Origin of the sequence: Pseudomonas sp. W5-01, from assembly GCF_046540435.1 — a bacterium.
Lineage (GTDB): Bacteria > Pseudomonadota > Gammaproteobacteria > Pseudomonadales > Pseudomonadaceae > Aquipseudomonas > Aquipseudomonas graminis_B.
The window spans coordinates 665,908-690,830 of the sequence record NZ_JAXCIP010000002.1; the positions used below are offsets into that span (position 1 = coordinate 665,908).

The following is a 24,923-nucleotide window of genomic DNA, read 5'->3' on the forward strand; positions in this document are numbered from 1 at the left end:
TCCCATTATTATTGCAATTAACTTGGGGTGGGTTGTACGCCATGATGACCCGGTGCGCACTCGCACGTGCATCCACATAATCATAAGCACAGGATCACCCATGAACCCTTTTAACCGCCGCACCCTGTTGAAGGCTGGCGCCGTTGCCTCTGTCGCCAGCGCTGCACCGGGCTTTGTCTTCGCCGCCCAGCCTGCCGCCGCTGTCTCAAACGCCACCATCGCCGCTAAAACGAATGAGCCGTCGGATGGGGAGGGCGTGACCCGCCTGCTGGCGGCTTATCTGGTCAAAGCGCAGTACACAGATCTGCCGGAGAACGTCCGCAAAGAAGGGTGCCGCACCCTGCTGAACTGGGTCGGCGTGGCGGTGGGCGGGTCTCATCACGAAACCGTGGAACGCGCCATTGCGGCGCTCAAGCCTTTCTCGGGCGCGGCTCAGGCCGGTCTGCTCGGTCGCACCGAGCGCTTCGACATCATGAACGCCGCCTTCCTGAACGGCGTAGCAAGCCACATCTTCGATTTCGATGACACCCATCTCAAAACCATCATCCATCCGGCGGGCCCAGTGGTCTCGGCGATTCTTGCGCTGTCGGAATACCGCCCGGTTTCGGGCACCGAGTTTCTCAATGCATTGATACTCGGCGTTGAAACCGAATGCCGCATTGGCAATTCCGTTTACCCAAACCACTACGATGTCGGCTGGCATATCACTGGCACAGCGGGGGTATTCGGTGCTGCCGCGGCGGCGGGCAAGCTGCTTGGGCTCACTGAGCAGCAAATGGTCTGGGCGCTCGGCCTCGCCGCATCACAACCGGTAGGGCTGCGGGAGTCCTTCGGCTCCATGAACAAAAGCTTCAATCCAGGTCGCGCGGCCAGTAACGGCTTGTTCGCAGCCCTGCTGGCGGCGCAGAACTTCACCAGTTCGGACGGGATGATCGAGGCCAAACGCGGTTGGGCGCACACCATCAGCACCAAGCAGGACTTCAGCCAGATCACTGAAGGGCTCGGCACCCACTACGAGGCGGCGCTCAACACCTATAAACCGTTTGCGTGCGGGATCGTGATTCATCCGGCCCTCGATGCGGCCATCCAGTTGCGCAATCAGTACACGCTGACCGCCGACCAGATCGCCAGGGTCGAATTGAAAGTCCACCCGCTGGTCATCGAACTCACCGGCAAGAAGACGCCGAAAATCGGCCTTGAAGGCAAGTTCAGCATCTATCACTCCGTTGCGGTGGCCATCATTCAGGGCGCGGCCGGGGAGCGGCAGTACAGTGATCAGGCAGTGCTCGACCCGGCGGTGATCACCCTGCGGGAAAAGGTCGTGGCGACGGTGGATCCGGCGATCAGGCCGGAGCAGGTCGACATGACCATCACGCTCAACGACGGGCGCACCCTGCACAAATTCATCGAACATGCACTCGGCAGCGTCGAGGTCCCCATGTCCGATCAGCAGCTTGAGGCGAAATTCCTCGACCTGGCCAAAGGCATATTGCCGGACAGCCAGGCTCGGAAGCTGATGCGTACCTGTTGGGATGTGGAAAAGTTGGCCTCAGCGGCAGACATCAGCAAAGCCGCGGTGTCTGCAGCCTGACAGCGTTGATCGTCAACAGCCCAGGGGAGGGCGACGGTGGCTCGAGACCTTTTGCCTGACACTGTCGCCCATCGCCTCAGCGAATCACGGCGCCGCCGCAACGACCTGCGCGCGCTGGCGATACAAGACCAGCGTCGCACCGAATCCGCAGATCGCCGCAAACATCAGCCAGAACGCCGGCGAAGCTTTGTCCCCCGTCGCCTGCACCAGAAAGGTCGACATCGCCGGGGTGAAGCCGCCGAACACCGCCGTTGCCAGGCTGAAGGCCAGCGAGAACCCCACCACGCGCACTTCCTGGGGCATGACCTCGGTCAGCGCTGCGACCATCGCGCCGTTGTACATGCCGAAGAAGAATGAGAAATACAGCAAGACTGCCAGCAGCCGCTCGAAGCTTGCCGCTTCCGCCAGCCAGTGCATCGCCGGGTAGGCCGTGAGGATGCACAGCAGCGAAATGCCCAGCAACAGGGGCCGACGCCCGATGCGGTCAGACAATGCGCCACCGATGGGCAGCCAGATGAAATTGCTCAGCCCGACAAACAGCGTCACCACCAGACTGTCAGTGGTGCTCAGGTGCAGCACGGTTCGGCCGAAGGTCGGGGTGTACACGGTGATCAGGTAAAACGTCGTGGTGGTCATCGACGCCAGCAACCCGCCGGCCAGCACCGTGCGCCAGTTTTCGCGCATCGAACGAAACACTTCGCGGGTGCTGGGATGGTGCAAACGGCGCTTGAACGCTTCGGTCTCTTCAAGGGAGCGACGGATCACGAAGATGAACGGGATGATCACGCAGCCGATGAAGAACGGAATGCGCCAGCCCCACGCGGCGATCTCACTGGCCTGCATATACGTGCTGATGCCGTAGCCCAGCGCGGCGGCGAGGATGATTGCGATCTGCTGACTGGCGGACTGCCAACTGGTGTAGAAGCCGGTGCGGCCCGGGGTCGCGATTTCGGCGAGGTACACCGACACGCCACCCAGCTCAGCCCCCGCCGAAAAGCCCTGCAGCAACCGTCCGAGCAGCACCAGGACCGGTGCAGCGACGCCGATGGTGGCGTAACCCGGCACCAGCGCGATCAGCACCGTGCCGCAGGCCATGATTGCCAGCGTCACGATCAGGCCTTTGCGCCGACCCACTTTGTCGATGTACGCGCCCAGCACGATCGCGCCGAGCGGACGCATCAGAAAGCCGGAGCCGAACACGGCGAAGGTCATCATCAGCGAGGCGAACTCGCTGCTGGCCGGGAAGAAGGTTTGGGAGATGTAGGTGGCGTAGAACCCGAACAGAAAGAAGTCGAACTGTTCGAGAAAGTTGCCGCTGGTGACGCGGATGATGGCGCCGACTTTCGCGGCGCGCGACCGCGTGGCTTCGGGGGTGGGGGTGCTGTTCATGGCTAATCAGGACTCTTTGTTTTTATGGAGTGGGCAACGTGTGTGCATCGGTGTTGCGGGCTTCAGTCACTGCCCGCGTTGATCGGATTCGGCTGACGTTTTTCGATGGAGTACTTGAGCAACGCGGCGCTGCGAAAGATGCCGTGGGCGAACTTGCTATAGGGCATGGTCAGGAAGAAGGCCATGACCAGTCCCAGATGGATGGCCAGCAACAGGCCCAATGCGCTGCTTTCGCGGAACGCCAGCAGGGCCAGACCGCTGCCGCTCACCAGCAGCAAGAGGGCGATGAAGCCGCGGTCCATGGGCTTCTGCTTTTCATCACCCTGGTCCGGGTTGCGCCGCAGGTTCATCCACAGCAGCCCGGCCGGGCCCACCAGCAGGCCGATGCCACCAACCATCCCGAGCATCACCGGCAGGCTGAAAATCGGGTAGGGCGCCGACCAGTCGAGCAAGTAGTGATACAGCGTCGCCGTTCCGGTGGCGGCGAAGCACAGCATGAATCCGTAAAAGGTGAAGTGGTGAAAACGCCGTCTCCACAAGGTGAATTTATCGTCAGCGTTGGTGCAGCCTTCGCCGTGACCGCCGTCCAGGTACTTGAGCTGGGCGACGTTGGCCGTCGCTTCCAATGCAGCGCTGGCCTTCAATGGCAGCGTCGATTGTGCGGGCGACACATTGCGCCAGAATCGCCCCACGCCGATGCTCAGCGCCAGCACGGCAAAGCCGAACACCGCGCCGAACATCAGGGCCAGGGTGTTGTGCGGGAAGATCCCGTAGAAGTTGCCGCCCGGCATGGCGGTGAACAGGTTGCCCATGACCATCAGCGTCAGGCACAGGAAAAACGCCAGACCGGCCCCTGACGCCAGCGCCAGGGTCAAGCCATTGCGCTGGTACAACGTGCCCAGCGCCTTGGGCCAGGCGTATTCGGCGTAGGTGTCCAGACGCGCCTTGGCCATGGCCTTGGGCACATTGATCGCGAATTCGTGGGGCGCCGCGTACTGACAGGCCGACAGGCAGGCGCCGCAGTTGTGACACAGGTTCGCCAGATAATGAATGTCGGCCTGATTGAATTCGAGGCGACGGGTCATGGCCGGGAATACCGCACAGAAACCTTCGCAGTAGCGGCAGGCGTTGCAGATGGTCATCTGCCGCTCGACTTCGCTCTCCTGCAGGTTGAGGACCGGGATCAAGGCGCTCGGCGCTTGTGGATCAAACAGTTGCATGTCGAAGTTCCGATTGCGCTGAAGAGGGACCGAAGCCCGCTGAGGCGGCTGCCTGCACGCCGGCGATACGGCCGAACGCAGTGCCGATGGCCATGCCGATGCCCGCCGTGTAACCCTTGCCCAATACGTTGCCGGCCATCATCTCGCCAGCGACGAACAGGTTGGGGCTGGGCTTGCCCTGAAAGTGCACGGCGGCGGTGTCGTCGGTGGCCAGCCCGAGGTAGGTAAAGGTCACCCCCGGCTTGAGCGGGTAGGCGTAAAACGGCGGCTTGACCAGCGGCCGGGCCCAATGGGTCTTGGCCGGCGTCAGGCCTTCGGTGTGGCAGTCATCCAGGGCGGTGTGATCGAAGGTGCCGACCTGACAGGCCCGGTTGTAGTCCTCGACGGTCTTGACGAAGGTCGCTTCCGGCAGATTCAGCAGCCCCGCCAGCGCTTCCAGGGTGTCGGCCTTGGTGCCCGGAAAAACCGGCGGCATGAAGCGGCCGACGGCTTGCTGGTCGATGATCGAGAACGCTTGTTGATTCGGCTGACCGGCCACCAGACGTCCCCAGATCGCATAGCGCTTGGGCCAGAAATCTTCGCCTTCGTCGTAGAAACGTTCACCGTCGCGGTTGACCACCACGCCCAGAGACACACAGTCGATCCGCGTGCAGATGCCGCCGTCGTAGAGCGGGGCGCGGGCGTCGATGGCCACCATGTGTGCCTGGGTCGGGTCGCCGATGATGTCGGCGCCGAGGTCCTGCATGCGCCGTAGCAAAACGCCGGTGTTGAAGCGCGTGCCGCGAATCAGGAAGTTGTCCGACGGCCATTCTCCGCGCGCGTTCTGGCCCCAGGCTTCGCGCAGCCACTCACGGTTGGATTCGAAACCGCCCGCCGCCATGACACAAGACCTCGCCTCGATGCGCTCAGCGGGGAGCAACTGCCCATCCACCTCCCGCTCACCGACGTGAGCGGCGACGAACGCGCCGTCCTTCATCTCGATGTCAGTGACTTGGGCGTCGTAGCGAATCTGGATGCCCAGACGTCCGGCGCTGCGGAAATAGGCGTTGATCAGGGCTTTGCCCCCGCCCATGAAAAACGCGTTGGTGCGCGCCACGTGCAAGGCGCCCGACAAGGGTGGCTGGAAGTGCACGCCGTGGGAGCGCATCCAGTCGCGGCAGGTGGCGGAGGCCCGAATGGCGATGCGCGCCAGCTTTTCATCGGTCAGGCCGCCGGTCACCTTGAGCAGGTCTTGCCAGTATTCCTCTTCCGGGTAGGTGTCGATCAGCACATCCTGCGGCGCATCGTGCATGCAGCGCAGGTTGCGGGTGTGCTGCGAATTACCGCCGCGCCAGACTTTCGGCGAGCCTTCCAGCAACATCACGCTGGAACCGGCTTCCCGGGCCATCAACGCGGCGCACAAGGCCGCGTTACCGCCGCCGATCACCAGAACATCAACCATCATCACTCCTCGTCACGCCAGCGCTGGACAGAGTGCAACTGGCGGTGATGAACAGTAGGGACAGGCGCCGCTGGCCGAAAGGCGGGTTAAGGCGAGGGGGCTTTAGTTTTAGTAAAGGGTTAGGCTGCTCGGAATACGTATCCTTTGACGGCTGACTTTCCGCAGCTTGCGTCATAGCTCAACGAGGAGCCCCTGTGGAACTGCGCCAACTTCGCTATTTCGTCAAAGTCGTCGAGATGACCAGCCTGGGGCGCGCCGCCCTGGAACTGAATGTCGGCACGTCCGCCTTGAGCCAGCAGATGAGCAAGCTCGAAGACGAGTTGGCCACGCGCCTGCTCAATCGCACCTCCACCGGCGTCAGCCCGACAGCGGCGGGCCTGGCGTTTCTGCACCATGCGCAACTGACCCTGCGCCAGGCCGACGCCGCCGTGCAGGCCGCGCAACGGGGGCGGATGCGCGGCTACGTCAGCGTTGGCCTGCCACCGACCACGGCCAGCGTCCTGGCGTTGCCGCTGATCGAAGCGATGCGCGCGCGTTATCCGGACATCCAGCTGCACCTGGTGGAGATGCTCTCCGGCTACCTCGCCAGCCAGCTCAGCGCGCGACAGCTGGACCTCGCCGTGGTGTTCCAGGCCGACATCGCCCGGCGCTGGACCATGATTCCGCTGCTCGACGAAGCCGTAACCCTGCTACACGCCCCGGGCTTCCCCGGCATTCCCCCTGGCGACACCCTCAGCCTCGCGCAGATCGGCGACATTCCTCTGGTGCTGCCGAGCAGCGGCCACGGCCTGCGCGCCACCCTCGCGAACGCTTTCGAAGCGGCCGGCATGCCGTTGAACGTGGTGATGGAGATCGACGGGCTGGCGACCTTGATGGACGTGGTGCGCCACGGCGTCGCCGCCACCCTTCAGCCCGGGGCTGCGGCGGCACGCTTTGCCGGGTCGGGATTGTGTGTGGTGCAGATTCACGAGAAGCACCTGATGCGCCGCAACACCCTGGCCAGTTTGCCGGACGACGAGCTTTCGCCTGCGGCGCTGGCGGTCCGGGTGGTGATTCGGGATGTGGTGAGGGAGTTGGTGGAGAAGCGCGAGTGGCCCGGGGCGACCTTGCTTTGAGCCGCGGCCACCTGCGGCGGTCCATCTACAGGCTTCCCGGCTAAAGCCGGTCCTGCACCTGGTTTTTCACTCACTGTCGCTGACTGAGCGCACTGCTTCAATATCGATGACTGATGAGCGTCCGGCCTTCTTCGGCAGGCACCACTTTAACGCTGGCGGCCTTCCCGAAAAGCAAGCTCCGGCGCGGTCATGGGCTTGGCGGTTTCGCGCCAGAAGAACTTGAAAGTGGCCTGAGCGTTGGTGACTGCCGCCTTGAGTTCGTCGCTCTCGCCTTTCACGCTGTAGATGATCTGCCCGGTCATGAGTAAGTCGTTCCCTCTGTCGATCTAAATAATGTTCTACCATGAGCCGTCATTCATGGTGTGAGCCGCTGCGTTCACGCCCGCGAGGCCCGATGAGATGAGAGACCTGCCACCCACCGCCACCTTGCGCGCCTTCGAAGTTGCCACCCGTCACGGGACGTTTACCTCCGCCTCCGAGGAGCTGCACGTTACCCAAAGTGCCGTGAGTCACCAATTAAAAAATCTGGAAGACATCTGGGGCGTGCAGCTGTTTCAGCGTGGCAAGACGTTGAGCCTGACGCCGGCCGGTGCAGCGCTGGCGCCCATCGTGCGGACGTTTTTCATGAACCTGGAGGCGACGCTTGCGGACCTCCGGGAAGAGAACGGCCGGGTCAGGCTCAAGGTCAGCACGACCTATTCCTACGCGCTCAAATGGCTGTTGCCGCGCCTGCCCAATCTATCCCAGCTGCACCCGGAAATCCTCGTCACGCTGGACAGCACAGACACCGCGATCAACTTTGCCAGCGGCGAGGCCGACGTGGCGATCCGCCTGGGCGGCGGCAGCTACCCCGCGCTGCACTCGGAATTCATGTTCAGGGAGCACATCTTTCCGGTGGCGAGCCCCGACTTGCTCAAGCGCTTCGGCATGCCCCGGGAGCCGGCCGAGCTGTTGCGCTATCCGCTGTTGGCCCGGGACGGTTCCGACCTGGTGCCCAAATGGGAGGTGTGGTTTCAGAGCATCGGCCTGGGCGTCACCTCGCTGAAGGAGAGCGTGCGTTTTCCCGACACCAACATGACCGTGGAGGCGGCCTTGTTAGGGCAGGGCATCGCTCTTGTTCGAAGTGGCCACGTGGAGAAAGAGCTGCGCGACGGCAGTTTGATCAGGTTGTTCGACGTGCCGTTTCCCTCGCCGGTGGCCTATTACTTCGTTTGCCCGAAGGGGGTCGAAACGCAGCCCCATGTGGCAAGTTTTCGCGACTGGTTGATCAGGGAATCGACTGCAGCCGGGCTTAGTTATGGCTGAGGCATGAGCAATTGCTCATGATTCGATGAGCAGACTTCGCTTCCGTTTTGTGGGTCAGCCTGACTAAGATCCGCCCCATGCCGACCCATATCATTCTGTTAATCCTCTTCGCCGCTCTGCTGCACGCCAGCTGGAACGCGTTGCTGCGCGGCGGCAATGACAAGCTCTGGTCAATGACCATCATGTGCGTGGCGGTGGCCGTCGTCAGCCTGGCCGGGGTACTGTTCATGAACGCCCCGGCTCCGGAGAGCTGGCCTTACGCGGTGCTCTCTGCGCTGCTGCATGTCGGCTATAACCTGTTTCTGGTGCGCACCTACCGCAGCGGCGACCTCGGGCAAACCTACCCGATCTCCCGGGGCTCATCGCCGGTGCTGATTACGCTGTGTGCGTCGCTATTTGCGGGGGAGGTGGTCGAGACCGGCGCGATGATCGGCATTGCACTGGTGTCAGCGGGGATTATTTCTCTGGCGTTCAAAGGCCGGAAACTGGACACGGCCAGCCTTCCATATGCGTTGGGCACCGGCTGTTTCATTGCGGCCTATAGCGTGACGGACGGCATTGGCGGGCGTCTGTCCGGCGCGCCGATGGCGTACACCGTGTGGATGTGCGCGCTGTGGGGTGTGCTGATGCCGATCACTTACATCGGTCTGCGGGGCGCACGCAGTCTGCTGACGGTCCGGCCCGGTTTGGTCGCCTCGTTGGGCGGAGGCGTGGTGTCGCTGCTTGCTTACGGCATCGTCATCTATGCGATGACTCTCGCGCCGATGGGGGCCGTGTCGGCACTGCGCGAAACCAGCGTGCTGTTTGCCGCATTGCTCGGGTATCTGTTTTTGGGCGAGTCGCTGACCGTGCGCAAAATCCTCGCGTGCGTGGTCATTGCGGCCGGCACGATCATTATTGGCTGAGCCGTGCAGGCTCACTTGCGCAGCTTCGGTTTCACCGCCTTCAAACGCGCAATGGCCAGGTTGTGCAGGTATTGCCGTACGGCGTCGTGGTGCTCGACGCTCACGTGATAGCTGTCCAGCAGTCCCAACAAATACCCCTCGGCCATGGCGTGGTAACGCGACACGCTTTCCCGCGTGTCACTGGTGTTGAGCCTGGCAATCAGCTCGTCGATCCGGGCGCGGTGCTCCTCTGAGAACCAGTCCTGCTGAGGGGCAGAGCCCGCATCGTCGGTCAGGGGCGTGTGCAGATTCATGGGGCCTCCAGGCGAGCACATCGGTCGCGGGCTGACAGGGCGCGGGACGGATGTGCAGCCGATCCCGCGAACATGGGGTTGGACAGCGCATCTGCCGCATAATCCGCTAGCCCGCGCCGCGAAGGCTCGGAAATTCCGGCCAGTCTTACCGGCCGGGATTTTGAGGGTCAGCCGGACTCAGCCAGCCACCGGCGAGCGCCAGTCATCGGAGCCCGACGTGCCGCAGACTTCGTGGGTCCAGGTGATCTTGCGGTAGGTAAACTCCACGTCTTCCAGATGGGTGAAGTGAGCGTTCGACGGGTCCTGGCAGTTGTGCATGTAGTCTTTGATGTCGACGATAATCGCATCCTCGAGTTTAGTGGTGTAGTAATGCTCCTGTGTCCCGGCTGCCGAGGTGCGATACCACTGGATAGTGATCTCGGTCAGGCGTTCGCCCGACGTCAAGGCTGCCAGCAACAGCGGTGAAGACTTGTCGAACACCTTGGTGATCTTGACCGGCTTGTGAACACGCTGACCGGTCGGCTGACCCGACTGCGGGTCGCGGGGGATGATCATTTCATGTTGAAACCCTTGCACCATGACCTGATCTTCGTGACCTTCCTGAAACGTGTTGCCGACCGAGTCTGCGGTGAAAGCGCCCGCGGTGATCAGGCCCTGCTTGGTGCCTGTGATGGACATGTACGCTGGTGTTGCCATGAAGATGCTCCTTGCCTCATAAATTAAAGTGCCCTACAGCCAGTTCGCCTGGTGGACAGTGGTGTTAGTTCAAGCTTCGTGCCATGTAAGAACTCATCCCTGTAAAACATGGGTTTGATGGGGGTTAAACGGTTCTTTGCCGGTGAAGGGGAAAGTTTTCTGCCGTGATGTGCGCAAGAAGTTGCACAGCGCTGCGCAACTTCTTGCGCATTTGGCTACAGAGGTCGGGATATAAGGGCTGCAAGTTATCGCTCAGCGATTTTTCGTTCAGGCAGTGCGCAACTTCTTGCGCATGGAGGCCCAGTGATAGTGCTTGTTGCGAGTGAGTGCAGGCAGCTGAGTAAGAATGATCCAGCCAGGCATGGGGGGGCTGCATGATCTCCAGGCTCCGGTTCTGACCTCTGAACCCTATGTTTTCCGCCGTTCGATCATCGATAAAAAAGATTCATGAAAGAAGTCTCTCTGAATCCCCGGTATTCAGAGAAACTTCCTACAAGGCTAGTGGAAATATCGCGTTTATAGAAAGCTTGATAGTGTAATTACCGCTGAGTACTATTCGCGGCCTCTGATGGGTAGACGTTTTGTTACATGTCGGTTGCCCACTTCGCTTGTATTTTAATTTCGTCAGGCTCGCCGATTTAAGTGTCTGTCGTTGGCGCGTTTTTACGCTGAAGATCTCGAATGTCTTATTCAAGTCCACTGTCTGAATATTATCTTGAAGCTGCCCAAGCCTGCATATCCACTGTGAGCTTCGCGGGTGAAGACATTCGTTTTTCAAACGAATACGAGGCGTTGGAAAACGAGGTTAATAAAGCTCAGTCCATGCATGAAACGGCCCAGATCGACTGGCTGAACGTGCGTGAACAAAGTGAAAACCTGCTTCGCACCCAATCCAAAGATTTGCGCGTCGGGGCTTGGCTGACGTGGGCCCTGTATCAGCGTGAATCTTTCCAGGGGCTGTTGGCAGGACTTGGGCTTCTTCACCATCTTTGCGTACGCCACTGGGATGAAGTTCATCCCGTCAAGGCCCGCACCCGTTCCGCAGCCATCGGCTGGCTGCTCCCCCGTCTTGAGCAAGTGCTGTTTGATGACGTCGCTATCAAAGAGCAGTCGCCGCTGTTCAGTCGCCTCGTCGAGATGCTCGAAGACCTTGATGCGGTGTTCACACAGCACATGGGCGACGATGCACCGTTGCTCTTGCCGGTGTCCCGGCGTTTGAAAAACATGGCCCGGCACACGGTTCACAACCTGCCTGACGCCAGGATTGCCGGAGGCGCTGATGCGCCAGTCAAGCCGTCTGCCACTCCGCCGCTCCCCTCAACTGCGCTGATCGACAGCGAGAAAGACGCGCAAAAGTCCCTGCGGTTTCAGCAGGATAGCGGGCGCTCATTGTGTGCCTGGTGGCTCAAGCAGAAAGCCAGCGATCTGCGCGCGTTGCGTTTGAACCGGACATTGCTGTGGTTGCCGATCGAGGCATTGCCGGAGCGCAACTCAGAGCACATCACCGCGCTGCGCGGGCTCCCGGCAGACAAGCTCAAATGTTATCGAGACCGATACGATCAGGGCAGCTACGCCGATCTGATTATCGAGCTGGAGGCGAGTCTGGCAAAGGCGCCGTTCTGGTTCGATGGCCAGCGAATGGTCTGGGAGTGCCTGCACGCGCTGAAAGCCGAGGTGGCAATGCGTGAGGTAGAAATCCAGTTCGCGCTGTTGATTCAGCGGCTCCCCGGGGTCATCGAGCTTCGTTTCCACGACGGCACCCCGTTTGCGGACCCTGCGACTCGCGCCTGGATTGGCGCCAGCGTCACACCTCGCCTGCAGGCTGCCAGCGCGCCTCGCAGCGTCGACACCACAGATAACCAGCCGGTCTGGGAAGACGCCCTGGAGTGTGCGGTCTCGGTGCTGCGCGATGACGGCCTCAGGGCCGCTGTCCAGCGCCTGAAGCAGGGCCTGCACAGCGCCCGGGGCGAGCGTGCACGATTTTTCTGGCAATTCGCCCTGGCCCGGTTGTGCTTCACCGCCAGGAAATACGAACTCGCCAAGACCCAGCTCGAAACCCTCGACCAAACCCTGCAGGACTCAGGCATCAATGCCTGGGAGCCTGATCTTGCGCTGCAGGTGCTGCATCTCTTGCACAGCTGTTTCGAATTGCTGCCCCAGGGTCATGGCGCCCGGGAACGCAAGGAAGAGGTTTATCGCAGGCTGTGCCACCTCGACCTCGAAGTCGTACTTGAATAGGCCCCAGGGCCCTAATTACCAGGAGAACGGCCATGGCCAAAGAAGGATCGGTAGCCCCCAAAGAACGTATCAACGTCACGTTCAAGCCCGCCACGGGGGGTGCGCAGGAAGAGATCGAGCTGCCTTTGAAGCTGCTCGCAATCGGTGATTACACCTTGCGAAAAGACGAGCGAAAAGTCGAAGAGCGCAAGCCCATCAGCATCGACAAGATGACCTTTGACGAGGTGCTGGCGAAGCAGGCCCTGAGCCTCACGCTGAGCGTGCCCAACCGTCTCCAAGCGGAGGAAGGGAATGAGGAGTTGGCGGTGCAACTGCACGTCAAGTCGATGAAGGACTTCAATCCGGCCTCGCTGGTCGACCAAGTGCCGGAACTGAAAAAACTCATGGAACTGCGCGACGCCCTGGTGGCGCTCAAAGGACCGCTGGGGAACGCGCCCGCTTTTCGCAAAGCCATTGAAGGCGTACTCGCCAACGACGAGTCCCGCGGTCGCGTGCTGGGCGAGCTGGGTTTGAACGCCGCCGCCCAGGACACCTGAGTCCATCTGCCAAGGAGCCAACACCATGAGTACTACACCAGCGCAGCAGCAGGGCAAAGAACCCGGCGAGTTCAGCATTCTCGACAGCATCATTGCCGAAACTCGCCTGCCTCGGGATGAGGATGCCTATGGCATCGCCAAGCGCGGCGTGTCGGCGTTTATCGAGGAACTGCTCAAACCCCAAAATGCGGGTGAGCCGGTCAAGAAGGCAATGGTTGACCGCATGATTGCCGAGATCGACGCCAAGCTGGGGCGTCAGATGGACGAGATTTTGCACCACCCGGACTTCCAGTCTCTGGAGTCGTCCTGGCGTGGTTTGCAGTTGCTGGTCGAGCGGACCGACTTTCGCGAGAACATCAAGATTGAAATCCTCAACGTGTCCAAAGAGGACTTGCTGGAAGATTTCGAAGATTCCCCCGAGGTCATGCAAGCCGGTCTCTACAAGCATATCTACACCGCCGAGTACGGTCAGTTCGGTGGGCAGCCTGTGGGGGCGATCATCGCCAACTACTTCATGTCCCCCAGCGCCCCGGACGTGAAGCTGATGCAGTACGTTTCCAGCGTGGCCTGCATGTCCCACGCGCCATTTATCGCCGCCGCCGGCCCCAGGTTCTTTGGCCTGGAAAGCTTCACCGGCCTGCCAGACCTGAAAGATCTGAAGGATCATTTCGAGGGCCCGCAGTTCGCCAAATGGCAGAGCTTCCGTCAGTCGGAAGACGCCCGCTACGTCGGGCTGACGGTGCCGCGCTTCCTGCTGCGCAACCCGTACGACCCGCAGGAGAATCCGGTCAAGTCGTTCGTCTACAAGGAAACCGTTGCCAACAGCCATGAGCACTACCTGTGGGGCAACACGGCGTACGCCTTCGGTACGAAGCTGACGGACAGCTTCGCGAAATTCCGCTGGTGCCCGAACATCATCGGCCCCCAGAGCGGTGGCGCAGTCGAAGATTTACCGCTGCACCACTTCGAAAGCATGGGTGAAATCGAAACCAAGATCCCGACCGAAGTCTTGGTCAGCGATCGGCGTGAATACGAGCTGGCGGAGGAGGGCTTTATCTCCCTGACCATGCGCAAGGGCTCGGACAACGCGGCGTTCTTCTCCGCCAGCTCGGTTCAAAAACCCAAGTTTTTCGGCACCAGCGCGGAGGGCAAGGCGGCGGAGCTGAACTACAAACTCGGCACCCAGCTGCCGTACATGATGATCGTCAACCGTCTTGCTCACTATCTGAAAGTCCTGCAACGCGAGCAGCTGGGTTCCTGGAAAGAACGCACTGACCTCGAACTGGAACTGAACAAGTGGATTCGCCAGTACGTTGCCGACCAGGAGAATCCGAGCGCTGAAGTCCGTGGTCGGCGTCCCCTGCGTGCAGCGCAGATCATCGTCAGTGACGTGGAGGGTGAACCCGGCTGGTATCGCGTCAGCCTGAACGTGCGCCCGCATTTCAAATATATGGGCGCCGATTTCACCCTGTCGCTGGTGGGCAAGCTGGACAAAGAGTGAAGGGGGTCGACGCATGACTGGGTACGGCAGCCTTTTTGAACGCCTGGGTGGCGACGCCGACAAGCGCGTTGGCTGGAGCCGCGAAGACGCTGCGACGGCATCGGTGGCTGCCCATCTGGCCAAGATGCTCAGCACCCGTGCGGGCAGCGTTCAGACGCTTATCGACTATGGGCTGCCGGATCTCAACGACATGCGTTTGAGCCTTCATGACGCGTTGACCAACGCGCGGCTCGCTATTGAGGTTTTCATCGAAACCTACGAGCCACGCTTGAGCAGCGTCCAGGTCATCGCGCTGCCCCACGAAAACGATCAGCTTCGGCTCGCCTTTCGTATCGAGGGGCTGCTGGAGGTTGAGGGTTTCAAGCGTCAGGTCACTTTCGCCGCCTGCCTGGAGGGCGGCGGTCAGGTACAGGTCAACCACAGAAAAGCCTGATGTCAGGACACGCTGCATGTGACTGCACCCGATGACGGAAGGCACCAGCAGGCGGTTTTCCGCAACGACCACCCTTGAACCAAACAGCTGCGCTCGAAGGTAAAACCATGTCCTTTAACCACTACTACCAAAGCGAGCTCACCGCGCTTCGCCAGCTAGGTCGTCTGTTTGCCGAGCGCAGCCCGGCGTTGGCGCCTTTTCTGGGGCAGGCCGGACGGGATCCTGACGTAGAGCGGCTGCTGGAAGGCTTCGCGTTCCTGACCGGACGCCTGCGACAGAAGCTCGATGACGAGCTGCCCGAGCTCAGTCATTCGCTGATGCAACTGCTGTGGCCCAACTACATGCAGCCGCTGCCTGCCTTCAGCATTCTGCAATTTGACCCGCTGAAGCTGGCAGGGCCTGCGCTGAGGGTGGAGCGGGATACGCCGGTGGACAGCGTGCCGATCGATGGCGTGCAGTGTTGCTTCCGCACCTGCTACCCGACCGATGTCCAGGCGCTCGACCTGGTCGCACTGACGTACTCGGTCAAGGGCGAGGGCTCACTGTTGAGCTTGCGGCTGGAGATCAGCGGCGAAGGCCATTTTGGTGAGTTGCAATTGAGCCGTTTGCGCCTGCATTTTGCCGGCGAGCGTTACATCAGCCAGATGCTCTATCTGAGCCTTCTGCGCAATCTCGAGCGGATCGAGCTGGTGCCGTTGGACGGGGACGGCAAGCCCATCCAGGGCGTCAACGGCCTGCCCATGTCATTCAGCATCCCTGGCGACCGTATCCAGCCCGTGGGGTTTGCCGAAGACGAAGCGCTGATCCCGTATCCGCTGAATACCTTCCGCGGTTACCGCTATCTGCAGGAGTACTTCGCTTTCCAGGACAAGTTTTTGTTTGTGGACGTGAATGGTCTGGACCTGCTCGCTGCATTGCCGGAAGAAACGCTCAAACGCCTACGCGGGCTTGAATTGCGTTTCGACATTCGCAAGAGCGGTGTGCAGCGCCTGCGACCGACGCTGGACAACGTCAAGCTCCATTGCACGCCCATCGTGAACCTGTTCAAACATGACGCCACGCCGATCCGCCTCGAGGGCAAACAGGACGAGTACCTGCTGATGCCGGCGCTCTATAGCCCGGCAAATTGCGGCGTGTTTTCGGTCGAATCGGTGATCGGCTGGAAGCCCGGTGGCTTGGGTTACGAAACCTACGTGCCTTTCGAGTCCTTTGAGCATGACCCCAGTTTCGATGTGCCGAACCGCCGTCCGCACTACAGCATTCGCCAGCGTTCATTGTCGCTGCACGATGGCCTCGACACCTACCTGAGCTTCGGCATCCGTCACACCGAAGCCTCTGAAACCCTGTCGATCGAGATGACGTGCACCCATCAGAACCTGCCGCGCAAGCTCAAGCTGGGTGACATTTGCATCGCCTGCGAACAGACACCGGAAGGTCTGACCTTCCGCAATATCACCCCGGCCACGCCCAGTTATGCGCCGCCGCTGAACCGCGACTTCCTGTGGAAGCTGATCAGCAACATGTCGCTTAACTACCTGTCCCTGGCGGACGTCAATGCCTTGAAGGTGATCCTCGAAACCTACGACTTGCCGCGCTATTACGACCCGCACGCAGAAAAGGTCAGCAAGCGCCTGCTGGGCGGGCTCAAGTCGATCCGGCACCAGCATGTCGACCGGCTGCACAAAGGGCTGCCGGTACGCGGGTTGCGCACCGAGCTGACCATCGACCCGCACGGCTATATCGGCGACGGCGACGTGTTCGTGTTCGCCTCCGTTCTTAATGAGTTTTTTGCGCTTTACGCCAGCCTCAATTCGTATCACGAGCTGCGCGTGAAAAGCACACAGGGAGAGGTGTACCAATGGACACCCCGTATGGGCCTGCAGCCCCTGCTTTGAGCGGGCTGACCCAAGGCATACGCGAATATTCGCTGTTTCAGGCCGTCTTGCTGGTCATCGACCGGCTGCGCATGGCGCACCCGCATTTGAGCGATGACGACCTGTATGACCAACTGGAATTCCAGGCCAACCCGAGCCTCGGTTTTCCGGGCAGTGATGTGGACCGCGTGGAGTTTTTTGAAGCGTCCGGGCTGATGCGTGCACGCCTGCGCTTCAACCTGCCGGGACTTGTGGGGTCCGGATCGCCTTTGCCTGCGTTCTATAGCGAGCAGGCATTGGGCGACAGCGAGGAAGGCAACCCGACCCGCCAGTTCCTGGACCTGTTTCACCACCGCCTGCATCGGCTGATGCTGCCGATCTGGAAGAAATACCGCTACCGCGCCTGTTTTGAAAGCGGCGCGATCGATCCGTTTTCATCGCAGTTGTTCGCGCTCATCGGACTGGGCAGCGAGGAGATTCGACAGGCGCGGGAGCTGAACTGGAAGCGACTGCTGCCCTACCTGGGTTTGCTCAGCCTGCGCGCACATTCGGCAGCGCTGATTGAGGCGGTGCTGCGGTACTACTTCAAACACGCAGCACTGACGATTGAACAATGCATGGAGCGTCGCGTGGACATTCTCCAAGAGCAGCGCAACAGCCTTGGCCGAGCCAACAGCCAGCTCGGCGAGGACCTGGTGCTTGGCGAACACGTCCGCGACCGCAGTGGCAAATTCCGCATTCATGTTCGAGAGCTTGGCTGGCAGCGTTTCCACGAGTTCCTGCCCATCGGCGCGGGTTACCAACCGCTGTGCGCATTGGTGCGATTCACGCTGCGTGACCCGCTTGATTACGACGTTCGCCTGGCGCTGCGTCAGGAAGAAATTCGCGAACTGCGCCTGGCCGGTCAGAACGCGTGTCGCCTGGGATGGACCAGTTGGCTGGGCCGCGACCGCGCGGACGGCGTGGTCACCCTGGGCAGCCAATCATTAAGGACAGCCGAACGATGAGTAACATCAACCTGCAACAACTTATTCAGGCGCTTGACGCCGAAAGCCGTCGCGACCTGGAGCACGCCGCCGAGCGCTGCGTGGGACGCGGCGGTAGCAAGGTGCTTGTCGAGGACCTGTTGCTGTGCTTGCTGGAGCGCCCACAGGGCCTGCTTTCCCGCGCGCTGCAGGATGCCGGTGTGGACGCGGGTGAACTTGGCGCCGCGTTGCAGATGCGGATGGAACACAGTGCGTCCCGCAGCCCGGTATTTGCCCCGGAACTGGTGCAGTGGCTGCAGGATGCGCTGCTGGTCGCCAACCTTGAATTGGGCCAGACCCAGGTTGAACAAGGGGCGCTGATCCTTGCGTTACTGCGCAACCCCATGCGTTACGCAGGCAGCCGCTATCAGGCATTGCTCGCCCGACTGAGTATCGAGCGTTTGAAAGCATTCGCCTTGTCACAGAAGGCCCATTCCGACGCCGGCAACCGCGATGGGGCCGGCGAGTCACTGCTGACCCGCTTTACCCATAACCTCACCCAACAGGCCCGAGACGGCAGGCTCGACCCGGTGCTGTGCCGTGACGACGCCATTCGGCAAATGGTGGATATCCTCGCCCGTCGGCGGAAAAACAACCCGATCGTGGTGGGTGATGCCGGTGTCGGCAAGACGGCGATCGTTGAAGGGCTGGCGTCGCGTATCGTCGCCGGGGAAGTGCCGCAGGCAATACAGGACGTTGAGCTGCTGTCGCTGGACATGGGGCTGTTGCAGGCCGGCGCCAGCGTCAAAGGGGAGTTCGAACGTCGCCTCAAGGGCGTGATCGACGAGGTCAAGGCGTCGCCCAAACCGATCATATTGTTTATCGACGAGGCCCATACCCTGATCGGGGCCGGGGGGGAGGCGGGTGGCTCCGATGCGGCCAACCTGCTCAAGCCGGCCCTGGCGCGTGGCGAATTGCGCACCATCGCTGCGACGACCTGGACCGAATACAAAAAATACATCGAGAAAGACCCGGCGCTGGCCCGCCGCTTCCAGCCGGTGCGGTTGCACGAACCGACCATCAATGAAGCAGTGACCATCCTGCGTGGCCTTGCTCACGTTTACGAGCGGAGCCACGGCATCTATCTGCGGGACGACGCAGTGGTCGCCGCCGCTGAGTTGTCTGCCCGCTATCTCGCCGGCCGCCAATTGCCGGACAAGGCCGTCGATGTGCTCGACACGGCGTGCGCACGCGTTCGCATCAGCCTTGCCGCCGCCCCCCAACGTCTTGAGCGTTTGCGCAACGAGCTGGCTGAAGGCAGCCGCCAGCGTCAGGCGCTGCGTCGTGACGCCGAAGCCGGTTTGCTCATTGATCATCCGGCACTGGATGCACTGGAAAACCGTTTGCGCGCTGCGGATGAAGAACGCCTTGCGCTCGAGTCACTCTGGCTTGAACAGAAGGGATTGGCCGAGCGCCTGCTGGAGCTGCGTCAGCGAATGGCGCAGGCGGTTGATGTCGATGAACCGCACACTGTCGAAGACCTGCAAGCCGCACGCGATGAGATTCACCTCGCCCTGACTCAGGCCCAGGCCCGGGAGCGGCTGGTGAGCTTCGAAGTCTGCCCGCGGCTTGTCGCCGAAGTGATCAGTGCCTGGACCGGCGTGCCCTTGGCGCAATTGGCGCGGGAGCACAATGCCAAAATAGCCAGCTTTTCAAGGGACTTGAGCGCCCGTATTCGCGGTCAGGAGCACGCGGTGCACGCCCTTGATCGTTCGATGCGGGCCACCGCAGCCGGTCTTAACAAACCCGACGCACCCGTGGGCGTGTTCCTGTTGGTCGGGCCGAGCGGTGTGGGCAAGACTGAAACCGCGCTGGCGCTCGCTGACTTGCTGTACGGCGGCGAGCGGTTCATCACCACCATCAACATGTCCGAGTTCCAGGAGAAGCACACCGTCTCGCGTCTGATTGGTGCGCCGCCGGGGTACGTGGGTTACGGCGAGGGCGGCATGCTCACCGAAGCGGTGCGGCAGAGACCGTATTCCGTGGTCCTGCTCGATGAAGTCGAAAAAGCCGATCCGGACGTGTTGAATCTGTTCTATCAGATCTTTGACAAGGGAGTGGCCAACGACGGGGAAGGGCGGGAGATCAATTTCCCCAACACGCTGATCCTGATGACCTCGAACTTGGGAAGCGACCTCATCAGTGACCTCTGTGCCGACGGCGCGCGTCCCGCTGCGCAGGTGCTTGAGGACACTGTCCGTCCGGTGCTCGCGAGTCACTTCAAGCCGGCGCTGCTGGCCCGCAGGCGCGCATGCAGCGCGACGATCAGATCGACGAGGAGCAGGCTGAACTGACGACGCGGTTCAAGGACGCGCTGAAAACACTGAAGACCTCAGACCTGTATCGCGGCCGCAGTGATCACTGGCGCACCGAGCTGCCGTGGTACTTGCTGATCGGCCCCGAGGGCGCCGGCAAGACCAGCCTGCTGGACTTTTCAGGGCTCGAGTTTCCGCTCGACAAGGCCGAGCGCACACTCGCCCGTGACCCTCGAGGCACTCGCCACTGTGACTGGTATTTTGCCAACAATGCCGTGCTCGTCGACACCGCTGGCCGTTACCTGACCCAGCCCGGCACTGACATCGACCGCAGCGCCTGGTGCACGCTGCTTGACCTGCTGCGCCGATATCGCCGCAACCGCCCTCTGAACGGCGTACTCGTCACACTCCCTGTCGACACGCTGCTCCACGACAGCGACCCTGAACTCGAAATCCTCGCACGGCAGGTGCGTACGCGTTTGCAGGAGGTGCATCAGAAGCTGCACGCCGAGGTGCCGGTCTACCTCGTGCTGAGCAAGGCCGACAGTCTTCCGGGGTTCGACGCGTTTTTCGATCAATTGACCCGCGAGGAAAGTGATCAGGTCCTCGGTACGACCTTCCGCAAAGGGCAGAGCGGCACTGACGCCGAGGTGTTGCGCGATGAATTCGGCGAACTGCTGGTGCGGCTTAACAGTCAGGTGATCACCCGCATCCATCAAGAGCGTGATCCCTCGCGCCGTGGCCGCATTCTCGACTTCCCCCATCAACTCAGTCGAATCGGCGAGCGCGTGTGCGTGTTTGTGGAACTGGCCTTCACTGGCAATCGCTATCAGTCAGCCAGCCAGTTGCGGGGCTTCTACCTCACCAGCGCGCCCGGCTTTGAGCAGGACATGCACGCGCCTGCGGTCGGCAGGGGTGTGAGTCCGGGGATCAGCACGGGATCGCTGCCGACTCTGGGCAGCAGGCGCTCGCGTTTCATCAACCACCTGCTCAGCAGGGTGATCTTCCCGGAGGCGGACCTTGCCGGCCTGGACACCCGCGAGCGCAGCCGTATCCACTGGGCCCAGCGCGCACTATATGCAGGGGCGCTGGCGTCACTCGCGCTGTTTGGCAGCCTCTGGGCCGTGAGTTTTTCCAGCAACTATGAACGGCTCGACAGTGTGAGTGCCCTGGCTCGAACCTGGGCCGAACAGCGGTCGGCGCACACGGTCCAGACTGACCTTGTCGCAGTGCTCAAAGTGCTGGACACCCGTTACGCGGCGACCCAGGTTTTCCCAGGCAAAGGGGACGTCGGTTACCAGGCGCGTGGCGGCCTTTATCAAGGCGAAGCAGTCAATCCGGTTGTGGAAGGCGCTTACGTGCGCGAGCTGGAGCGTCTGCTGCTGCCTCAGGTGGCGATGATGCTGGAGGGGCAGATTGCCGCCAACCTTGAGAATCGTGAGGGCCTGCTCAAAAGCCTGCGTGCCTATTTGATGCTCGGCATAAAAGACCGGCGTGATGCGACGTGGCTCAGGGAGCGGGTCGCCGCTGATGGGTCCGAGCTGTACCCCGGCAATGTCGCGGTGCAAGACGGTCTGAACAGCCACTTCGAACGGTTGCTGAAGCTGCCTTTCGTCCATGCCCTCAATGATCAACGCGTGTCGCAGGCACGGCAGGTCCTGCGCGGCGAGTCCCTGGCGAACGTTGTCTACCGGATCCTGCGCGAGCAGGCCGGTACCTTGCCGGATTACAGTTTCGACCAGCACCTCGGGCCGCAGGCGGCGCTGTTCGTCGGCACCGATTATGTGATTCCGGGGTTCTACACCCGACAGGGCTACGAGCAGTACTTCTCGGTGCACGGCTCCCGGGTGGTGGCCGATATCCTGCGGGACAACTGGGTGCTGGGTGAAGGCGCCGGCCTCAGTGGCATGGACATGCGGCGTCTGATGGTGGAGCTCGAACAGCTCTATTTCCGCGATTACGCCGACTACTGGGGCGAAGCGGTCAGCGCGGTCGAGCTGCCCGGCCCCTACGATTTCGCCGACAGTGCCGAGCAACTGGCGGGCCTGACGTCGGCCCATTCGCCAGTGATCAACCTGCTCAGGGAAGTCCGCGAAAACACACGCTTCACCCCGGTTGCCGAGGCCCTGACAAACGCCATCGATGTCGCCACGCAGGTGGCGGACAAAGGGGGCAAAGCCGGCAAACTGGCGGTGGCTGCGTCCAGCAAGGGTTCTGAAGCCTTGAGTGCCTCCGTCCCGGATACCGCGCGCAAATCCCTGCAAACGCGCTTTGATCCGTTGCACCGCTTGCTCGACGACAAGGACGGGCCGACGGCTGATCTGGTGCCCGTTCTGGCAGTGCTCAACGAGCTGCAAATGCAGATGGCCAGTCTGGGCAGGGCCAGCTCGCCGGAGCAGGCGGCATTCGACATGGCCAAGTCACGCATGGGCGGGCAGCGTGATGCGCTGGGCACCTTGCGTGCGGCATCCAGTCGGCTGCCACGTCCGGTGGGCGCGTGGTTCAGCACCTTGGCCGAGGACTCATGGCGGCTGGTGCTTCGCGACGCGTATCAACACGTGAACCAGCACTACCAGAGTGAGGTGTACAGCTTTTACGCCAAGGCGATCAGCAAGCGTTATCCGTTCAACGCCAACAGTGCCAGTGATGTCGCACTCGGTGATTTTCGCGAGTTCTTCAAGGTACAGGGCGTCGCAGACCGCTTCTTCGACGGTTTTCTGCGGCCGTTCGTGAGTGGCGAGAAGGGCAGTTACCGTCTGCGCAGTATCGACGGGCAAAGCCTGCCAATCTCCCGTGCGTATCTCGAGCAGATGGGCGCGGCCCGGGTCATCCGGCAGGGGTTCTTTGCGGACAACCCGGCCGAGCCACAGCTGCAGTTCAAACTTGAGCCCCATACCCTGGACTCTTCTGTCAGCCGTTCCGAATTCAAGCTGGGCGACAAGACCCTCGAATACCGCCATGGCCCGATTGTCCCGGTGTCATTTCAGTGGCCCACCGATGCCCAGGCCGGTCGAACCAGCCTGGTGCTCGACAGAATGGTGGGCCGCCCATTGGGTATCGAAGAAAGCTCGGGACCGTGGTCATTGTTCCGGTTGCTGGATTCGATGCAGCGGGAGGAACTCAGCGGTCGAGACGTCCTGGTATTGAAGGCCGACGTAGGGGGGCTGCGTGCCAGCTACCTGCTGACCAGCCAGCGCTCGCCAAACCCGTTCGACATGGCCGTGCTGCGCAGCTTCCGCATGCCGGCACAACTCTGATGGCGGTCGTCGGCCATTGGCGCAGCGCTGCCCGGACCCACGCCGGCAAGGTCCGGGAACGTAACGAAGATGCGTTTCTGGAGTGTCCCGAGCAGGGGCTGTGGGTGGTCGCCGATGGCATGGGCGGCCACCAGGGGGGCGACATCGCCAGCCAGATGATCGTCGCCAGTCTGGCGGAGCTGCCGCTGCACGGAAACTTCGATGACAGGCTTATCGGCATCAGACGGTGCCTGCACTGGCTGAACCGGCGGCTGGGTCAGGAGCTGACCGTTAATGCAGGCCGACAGGACAGCATCATTGGCAGCACGGTGGTCGCACTGCTCATGGAGGAAAACCGGGCGGCCTGCGTCTGGGCCGGGGACAGCCGCTGCTATTTGTGGCGCGGTCAGCGGCTGTATCAGCTGTCCCGGGACCATTCGCTGCAGCAGCAACTGATCGATGAACGACAGATGAACGCCCGACAGGCCCGGGCCCACCCTGGCGGGCACGCCTTGACCCGAGCGGTGGGCGCTGCCGAACAACTGACACTTGAGGTGCTGGAGCTTGAGGTGTTTGCCGGTGATGCGTTCTTGCTGTGCAGCGACGGTTTGTATCAGGGCTTGAGCAGCGATGCATTGGGCCATGCGTTGAGTCTGGCTCTGCCGGCAATGGCACTCAAGCGCCTGTTCGATGACGCGCTGCGGGGTGCCGCCCGAGATAACCTGACGGCTGTGGTGATCCGCGGATGACCGATCCTCTGCAAACAGATTCCGATGGACAAGCGCTCGTTGCTCCCCCCGGGGATGACCCGCCCAGCGATCTCACCTACTACGCCTTCGCTCAGTCGAAAAATCGTGAACCCGCTCGCCTGTCGGCCCCATCGGCCTTCAGCACAATGCCCGACGTTCTCGCAGGCCGTTACTGCATTGAGCGACTGCTTGGCGCCGGCGGCATGGGAGCCGTCTACCGCGCCCGCGATTTGCTCGCCGAGCAGTACGGCGATCCCGACCCGTATGTCGCGCTCAAGGTCCTCAACCAGGACTTCGCCGAATCGCCAGACGCCAGCGCCGTGCTCTACAGCGAGTTTTGCCTGACCCGCTACCTGCGGCATGACAACGTGCTGCGTGTGCACGGATTTCACGTCGACACCGCCTGCGAGCGTGCCTTCATCACGATGGAACTGATGCGAGGTCTGACGCTGGACAAACTTCTTTGCGAGCGGCCTCTGGGGCTGCCGTGGCAAGAACTGCGGCAGATCGTGCTGCCGTTGCTGGACGCACTGGCTTACGCCCACGGCTGCGGTGTTATTCACGGGGATGTGAAACCGAGCAACGTCATGCTCAGTGAGAACGGCGTGCGCCTGTTCGACTTCGGCCTTGGCAGGGCCGAGGAGGGCGTACTGCCCGGCCTGCCACACCTGAGCCGCGAGCGCTTCAACGCCTGGACTCCGGGCTACGCCGCACCTGAGCTGCTTGAATACCGGCAGCTTTCGGCAAGCGCTGACATCTACGCGGTCGCGTGTGTGATCTACGAACTGGCAAGCGGCAAACATCCCTTTCGCCACCTGCCCTCGACCCAGGCACGGGATGAACACCTCCACGTCGGCTTGCAGGCGCCAGCCCGTCTACCAAAACGTTGCTGGCCTGCCTTGCGAACCGCCCTCGCATTTGACACCGTTGCCCGCGCGATAACGGCCGGGCAAATGCGAGACGCGTTCACCGGTTCCTCGTCCTGGCCGTGGTACAGGAAGATCCGCCCATCCTGGTGACGCCATCACGTGCGCGGTGCGAGATCCAACGCCTTCCCGGCTAAAGCCGGTCCTACTAATACCGCACGCGGTGTGTCAGCGGGCGCGCGCTCGTATTGTGGG

General features: G+C 61.7%; 18 protein-coding genes and 2 pseudogenes. 14 read left to right on the forward strand and 6 right to left on the reverse strand.

All coding sequences use genetic code 11. The features are described from left to right. Nucleotides 1-100 precede the first annotated feature (100 nt). A complete protein-coding gene (locus SLW75_RS08350; RefSeq protein WP_410934145.1) occupies nucleotides 101-1,591 on the forward strand; it encodes an MmgE/PrpD family protein in 1,491 nt (496 codons plus the stop codon). A gap of 84 nt (nucleotides 1,592-1,675) precedes the next feature. On the opposite strand, the gene SLW75_RS08355 is transcribed toward SLW75_RS08350, so the two are convergent. From SLW75_RS08355 to tcuA, 3 genes are all read right to left on the reverse strand, one after another. Further along, nucleotides 1,676-2,980 carry an MFS transporter gene (locus SLW75_RS08355; protein ID WP_065988868.1) on the reverse strand — a complete coding sequence of 435 codons (1,305 nt, stop codon included), beginning with the start codon at nucleotides 2,978-2,980 and terminating at the stop codon, nucleotides 1,676-1,678. Between the two features lie 62 nt (nucleotides 2,981-3,042). Next, nucleotides 3,043-4,200 carry a tricarballylate utilization 4Fe-4S protein TcuB gene (gene tcuB / locus SLW75_RS08360; protein ID WP_410934146.1) on the reverse strand — a complete coding sequence of 386 codons (1,158 nt, stop codon included), beginning with the start codon at nucleotides 4,198-4,200 and terminating at the stop codon, nucleotides 3,043-3,045. Next, on the reverse strand, nucleotides 4,187-5,641 hold the full coding sequence (gene tcuA / locus SLW75_RS08365; RefSeq protein ID WP_410934147.1) for an FAD-dependent tricarballylate dehydrogenase TcuA: 1,455 nt from the start codon (nucleotides 5,639-5,641) through the stop codon (nucleotides 4,187-4,189). The genes tcuB and tcuA overlap by 14 nt, the downstream gene beginning before the upstream one ends. 194 nt (nucleotides 5,642-5,835) lie before the next feature. Here tcuA and SLW75_RS08370 point away from each other — a divergent pair, with 194 nt between their 5' ends. Continuing rightward, nucleotides 5,836-6,756 carry a LysR family transcriptional regulator gene (locus SLW75_RS08370; protein ID WP_410934148.1) on the forward strand — a complete coding sequence of 307 codons (921 nt, stop codon included), beginning with the start codon at nucleotides 5,836-5,838 and terminating at the stop codon, nucleotides 6,754-6,756. 146 nt (nucleotides 6,757-6,902) lie between these two features. Here the strand turns inward: SLW75_RS08370 and SLW75_RS08375 are convergent, their stop codons facing one another. Next, nucleotides 6,903-7,058: a hypothetical protein gene (locus SLW75_RS08375; RefSeq protein ID WP_167355792.1), complete on the reverse strand. Its 156-nt coding sequence runs from the start codon at nucleotides 7,056-7,058 to the stop codon at nucleotides 6,903-6,905. Between the two features lie 97 nt (nucleotides 7,059-7,155). On the opposite strand from SLW75_RS08375, the gene gcvA reads away from it, so the two are divergent. Then, nucleotides 7,156-8,061, forward strand: a complete 906-nt coding sequence (gcvA, locus tag SLW75_RS08380) for a transcriptional regulator GcvA (RefSeq protein WP_410934149.1) — start codon at nucleotides 7,156-7,158, stop codon at nucleotides 8,059-8,061. Nucleotides 8,062-8,138: 77 nt separating this feature from the next. Next, the gene (locus tag SLW75_RS08385; RefSeq protein WP_065988873.1) at nucleotides 8,139-8,966 is read left to right on the forward strand and encodes a DMT family transporter; all 828 of its coding nucleotides are present in this window, start codon (nucleotides 8,139-8,141) and stop codon (nucleotides 8,964-8,966) included. A gap of 11 nt (nucleotides 8,967-8,977) precedes the next feature. On the opposite strand, the gene SLW75_RS08390 is transcribed toward SLW75_RS08385, so the two are convergent. Together SLW75_RS08390 and SLW75_RS08395 are read right to left on the reverse strand one after the other, a co-directional pair. Continuing rightward, nucleotides 8,978-9,259 carry a hypothetical protein gene (locus SLW75_RS08390; RefSeq protein WP_410934150.1) on the reverse strand — a complete coding sequence of 94 codons (282 nt, stop codon included), beginning with the start codon at nucleotides 9,257-9,259 and terminating at the stop codon, nucleotides 8,978-8,980. 177 nt (nucleotides 9,260-9,436) lie between these two features. Continuing rightward, entirely contained in the window at nucleotides 9,437-9,955 is a 519-nt protein-coding gene (locus SLW75_RS08395; protein ID WP_065988875.1) for an Hcp family type VI secretion system effector, read from the reverse strand. A gap of 681 nt (nucleotides 9,956-10,636) precedes the next feature. On the opposite strand from SLW75_RS08395, the gene tssA reads away from it, so the two are divergent. The 10 genes and pseudogenes from tssA to SLW75_RS08445 all read left to right on the forward strand — a co-directional run bounded on the left by tssA (nucleotide 10,637) and on the right by SLW75_RS08445 (nucleotide 24,821). After that, nucleotides 10,637-12,193, forward strand: a complete 1,557-nt coding sequence (tssA, locus tag SLW75_RS08400) for a type VI secretion system protein TssA (RefSeq protein ID WP_410934151.1) — start codon at nucleotides 10,637-10,639, stop codon at nucleotides 12,191-12,193. 32 nt (nucleotides 12,194-12,225) lie between these two features. Continuing rightward, nucleotides 12,226-12,729, forward strand: a complete 504-nt coding sequence (tssB, locus tag SLW75_RS08405) for a type VI secretion system contractile sheath small subunit (protein ID WP_065988877.1) — start codon at nucleotides 12,226-12,228, stop codon at nucleotides 12,727-12,729. A 25-nt stretch (nucleotides 12,730-12,754) separates the two neighbouring features. Continuing rightward, complete coding sequence (gene tssC, locus SLW75_RS08410) at nucleotides 12,755-14,230, forward strand: type VI secretion system contractile sheath large subunit (protein ID WP_065988878.1); 1,476 nt, start codon at nucleotides 12,755-12,757, stop codon at nucleotides 14,228-14,230. Nucleotides 14,231-14,243: 13 nt separating this feature from the next. Continuing rightward, nucleotides 14,244-14,663 carry a type VI secretion system baseplate subunit TssE gene (gene tssE, locus SLW75_RS08415; RefSeq protein ID WP_065988879.1) on the forward strand — a complete coding sequence of 140 codons (420 nt, stop codon included), beginning with the start codon at nucleotides 14,244-14,246 and terminating at the stop codon, nucleotides 14,661-14,663. Nucleotides 14,664-14,770: 107 nt separating this feature from the next. Beyond that, nucleotides 14,771-16,558, forward strand: a complete 1,788-nt coding sequence (tssF, locus tag SLW75_RS08420; RefSeq protein ID WP_410934152.1) for a type VI secretion system baseplate subunit TssF — start codon at nucleotides 14,771-14,773, stop codon at nucleotides 16,556-16,558. Then, nucleotides 16,522-17,544, forward strand: a complete 1,023-nt coding sequence (gene tssG, locus SLW75_RS08425) for a type VI secretion system baseplate subunit TssG (RefSeq protein ID WP_065988881.1) — start codon at nucleotides 16,522-16,524, stop codon at nucleotides 17,542-17,544. Before tssF ends, tssG begins: the two co-directional genes overlap by 37 nt. Further along, nucleotides 17,541-19,811 (forward strand): annotated as a pseudogene (gene tssH, locus SLW75_RS08430) (type VI secretion system ATPase TssH); the annotation flags it as partial. The gene tssG and the pseudogene tssH, both read left to right, overlap by 4 nt. Next, nucleotides 19,763-23,074 (forward strand): annotated as a pseudogene (gene tssM, locus SLW75_RS08435) (type VI secretion system membrane subunit TssM); the annotation flags it as partial. The pseudogenes tssH and tssM, both read left to right, overlap by 49 nt. After that, nucleotides 23,074-23,802: a PP2C family protein-serine/threonine phosphatase gene (locus SLW75_RS08440; protein WP_065988889.1), complete on the forward strand. Its 729-nt coding sequence runs from the start codon at nucleotides 23,074-23,076 to the stop codon at nucleotides 23,800-23,802. The pseudogene tssM and the gene SLW75_RS08440, both read left to right, overlap by 1 nt. Beyond that, nucleotides 23,799-24,821, forward strand: a complete 1,023-nt coding sequence (locus SLW75_RS08445) for a serine/threonine-protein kinase (RefSeq protein ID WP_410934153.1) — start codon at nucleotides 23,799-23,801, stop codon at nucleotides 24,819-24,821. The genes SLW75_RS08440 and SLW75_RS08445 overlap by 4 nt, the downstream gene beginning before the upstream one ends. Nucleotides 24,822-24,923 lie beyond the last annotated feature (102 nt).

What these genes read in the sequence shown, in the direction of transcription:
- tssE (WP_065988879.1), top strand. Translation starts at nt 14,244, where the DNA reads ATGACTGGGTACGGCAGCCTTTTTGAACGCCTGGGTGGCGACGCCGAC.
- SLW75_RS08390 (WP_410934150.1), bottom strand. Translation starts at nt 9,259, where the DNA reads ATGAATCTGCACACGCCCCTGACCGACGATGCGGGCTCTGCCCCTCAG.
- SLW75_RS08445 (WP_410934153.1), top strand. Translation starts at nt 23,799, where the DNA reads ATGACCGATCCTCTGCAAACAGATTCCGATGGACAAGCGCTCGTTGCT.
- SLW75_RS08395 (WP_065988875.1), bottom strand. Translation starts at nt 9,955, where the DNA reads ATGGCAACACCAGCGTACATGTCCATCACAGGCACCAAGCAGGGCCTG.
- tssF (WP_410934152.1), top strand. Translation starts at nt 14,771, where the DNA reads ATGTCCTTTAACCACTACTACCAAAGCGAGCTCACCGCGCTTCGCCAG.
- SLW75_RS08350 (WP_410934145.1), top strand. Translation starts at nt 101, where the DNA reads ATGAACCCTTTTAACCGCCGCACCCTGTTGAAGGCTGGCGCCGTTGCC.
- tssB (WP_065988877.1), top strand. Translation starts at nt 12,226, where the DNA reads ATGGCCAAAGAAGGATCGGTAGCCCCCAAAGAACGTATCAACGTCACG.
- tssA (WP_410934151.1), top strand. Translation starts at nt 10,637, where the DNA reads ATGTCTTATTCAAGTCCACTGTCTGAATATTATCTTGAAGCTGCCCAA.
- gcvA (WP_410934149.1), top strand. Translation starts at nt 7,156, where the DNA reads ATGAGAGACCTGCCACCCACCGCCACCTTGCGCGCCTTCGAAGTTGCC.
- SLW75_RS08385 (WP_065988873.1), top strand. Translation starts at nt 8,139, where the DNA reads ATGCCGACCCATATCATTCTGTTAATCCTCTTCGCCGCTCTGCTGCAC.
- tssC (WP_065988878.1), top strand. Translation starts at nt 12,755, where the DNA reads ATGAGTACTACACCAGCGCAGCAGCAGGGCAAAGAACCCGGCGAGTTC.
- tcuB (WP_410934146.1), bottom strand. Translation starts at nt 4,200, where the DNA reads ATGCAACTGTTTGATCCACAAGCGCCGAGCGCCTTGATCCCGGTCCTC.
- SLW75_RS08440 (WP_065988889.1), top strand. Translation starts at nt 23,074, where the DNA reads ATGGCGGTCGTCGGCCATTGGCGCAGCGCTGCCCGGACCCACGCCGGC.
- tssG (WP_065988881.1), top strand. Translation starts at nt 16,522, where the DNA reads ATGGACACCCCGTATGGGCCTGCAGCCCCTGCTTTGAGCGGGCTGACC.
- tcuA (WP_410934147.1), bottom strand. Translation starts at nt 5,641, where the DNA reads ATGGTTGATGTTCTGGTGATCGGCGGCGGTAACGCGGCCTTGTGCGCC.
- SLW75_RS08355 (WP_065988868.1), bottom strand. Translation starts at nt 2,980, where the DNA reads ATGAACAGCACCCCCACCCCCGAAGCCACGCGGTCGCGCGCCGCGAAA.
- SLW75_RS08375 (WP_167355792.1), bottom strand. Translation starts at nt 7,058, where the DNA reads ATGACCGGGCAGATCATCTACAGCGTGAAAGGCGAGAGCGACGAACTC.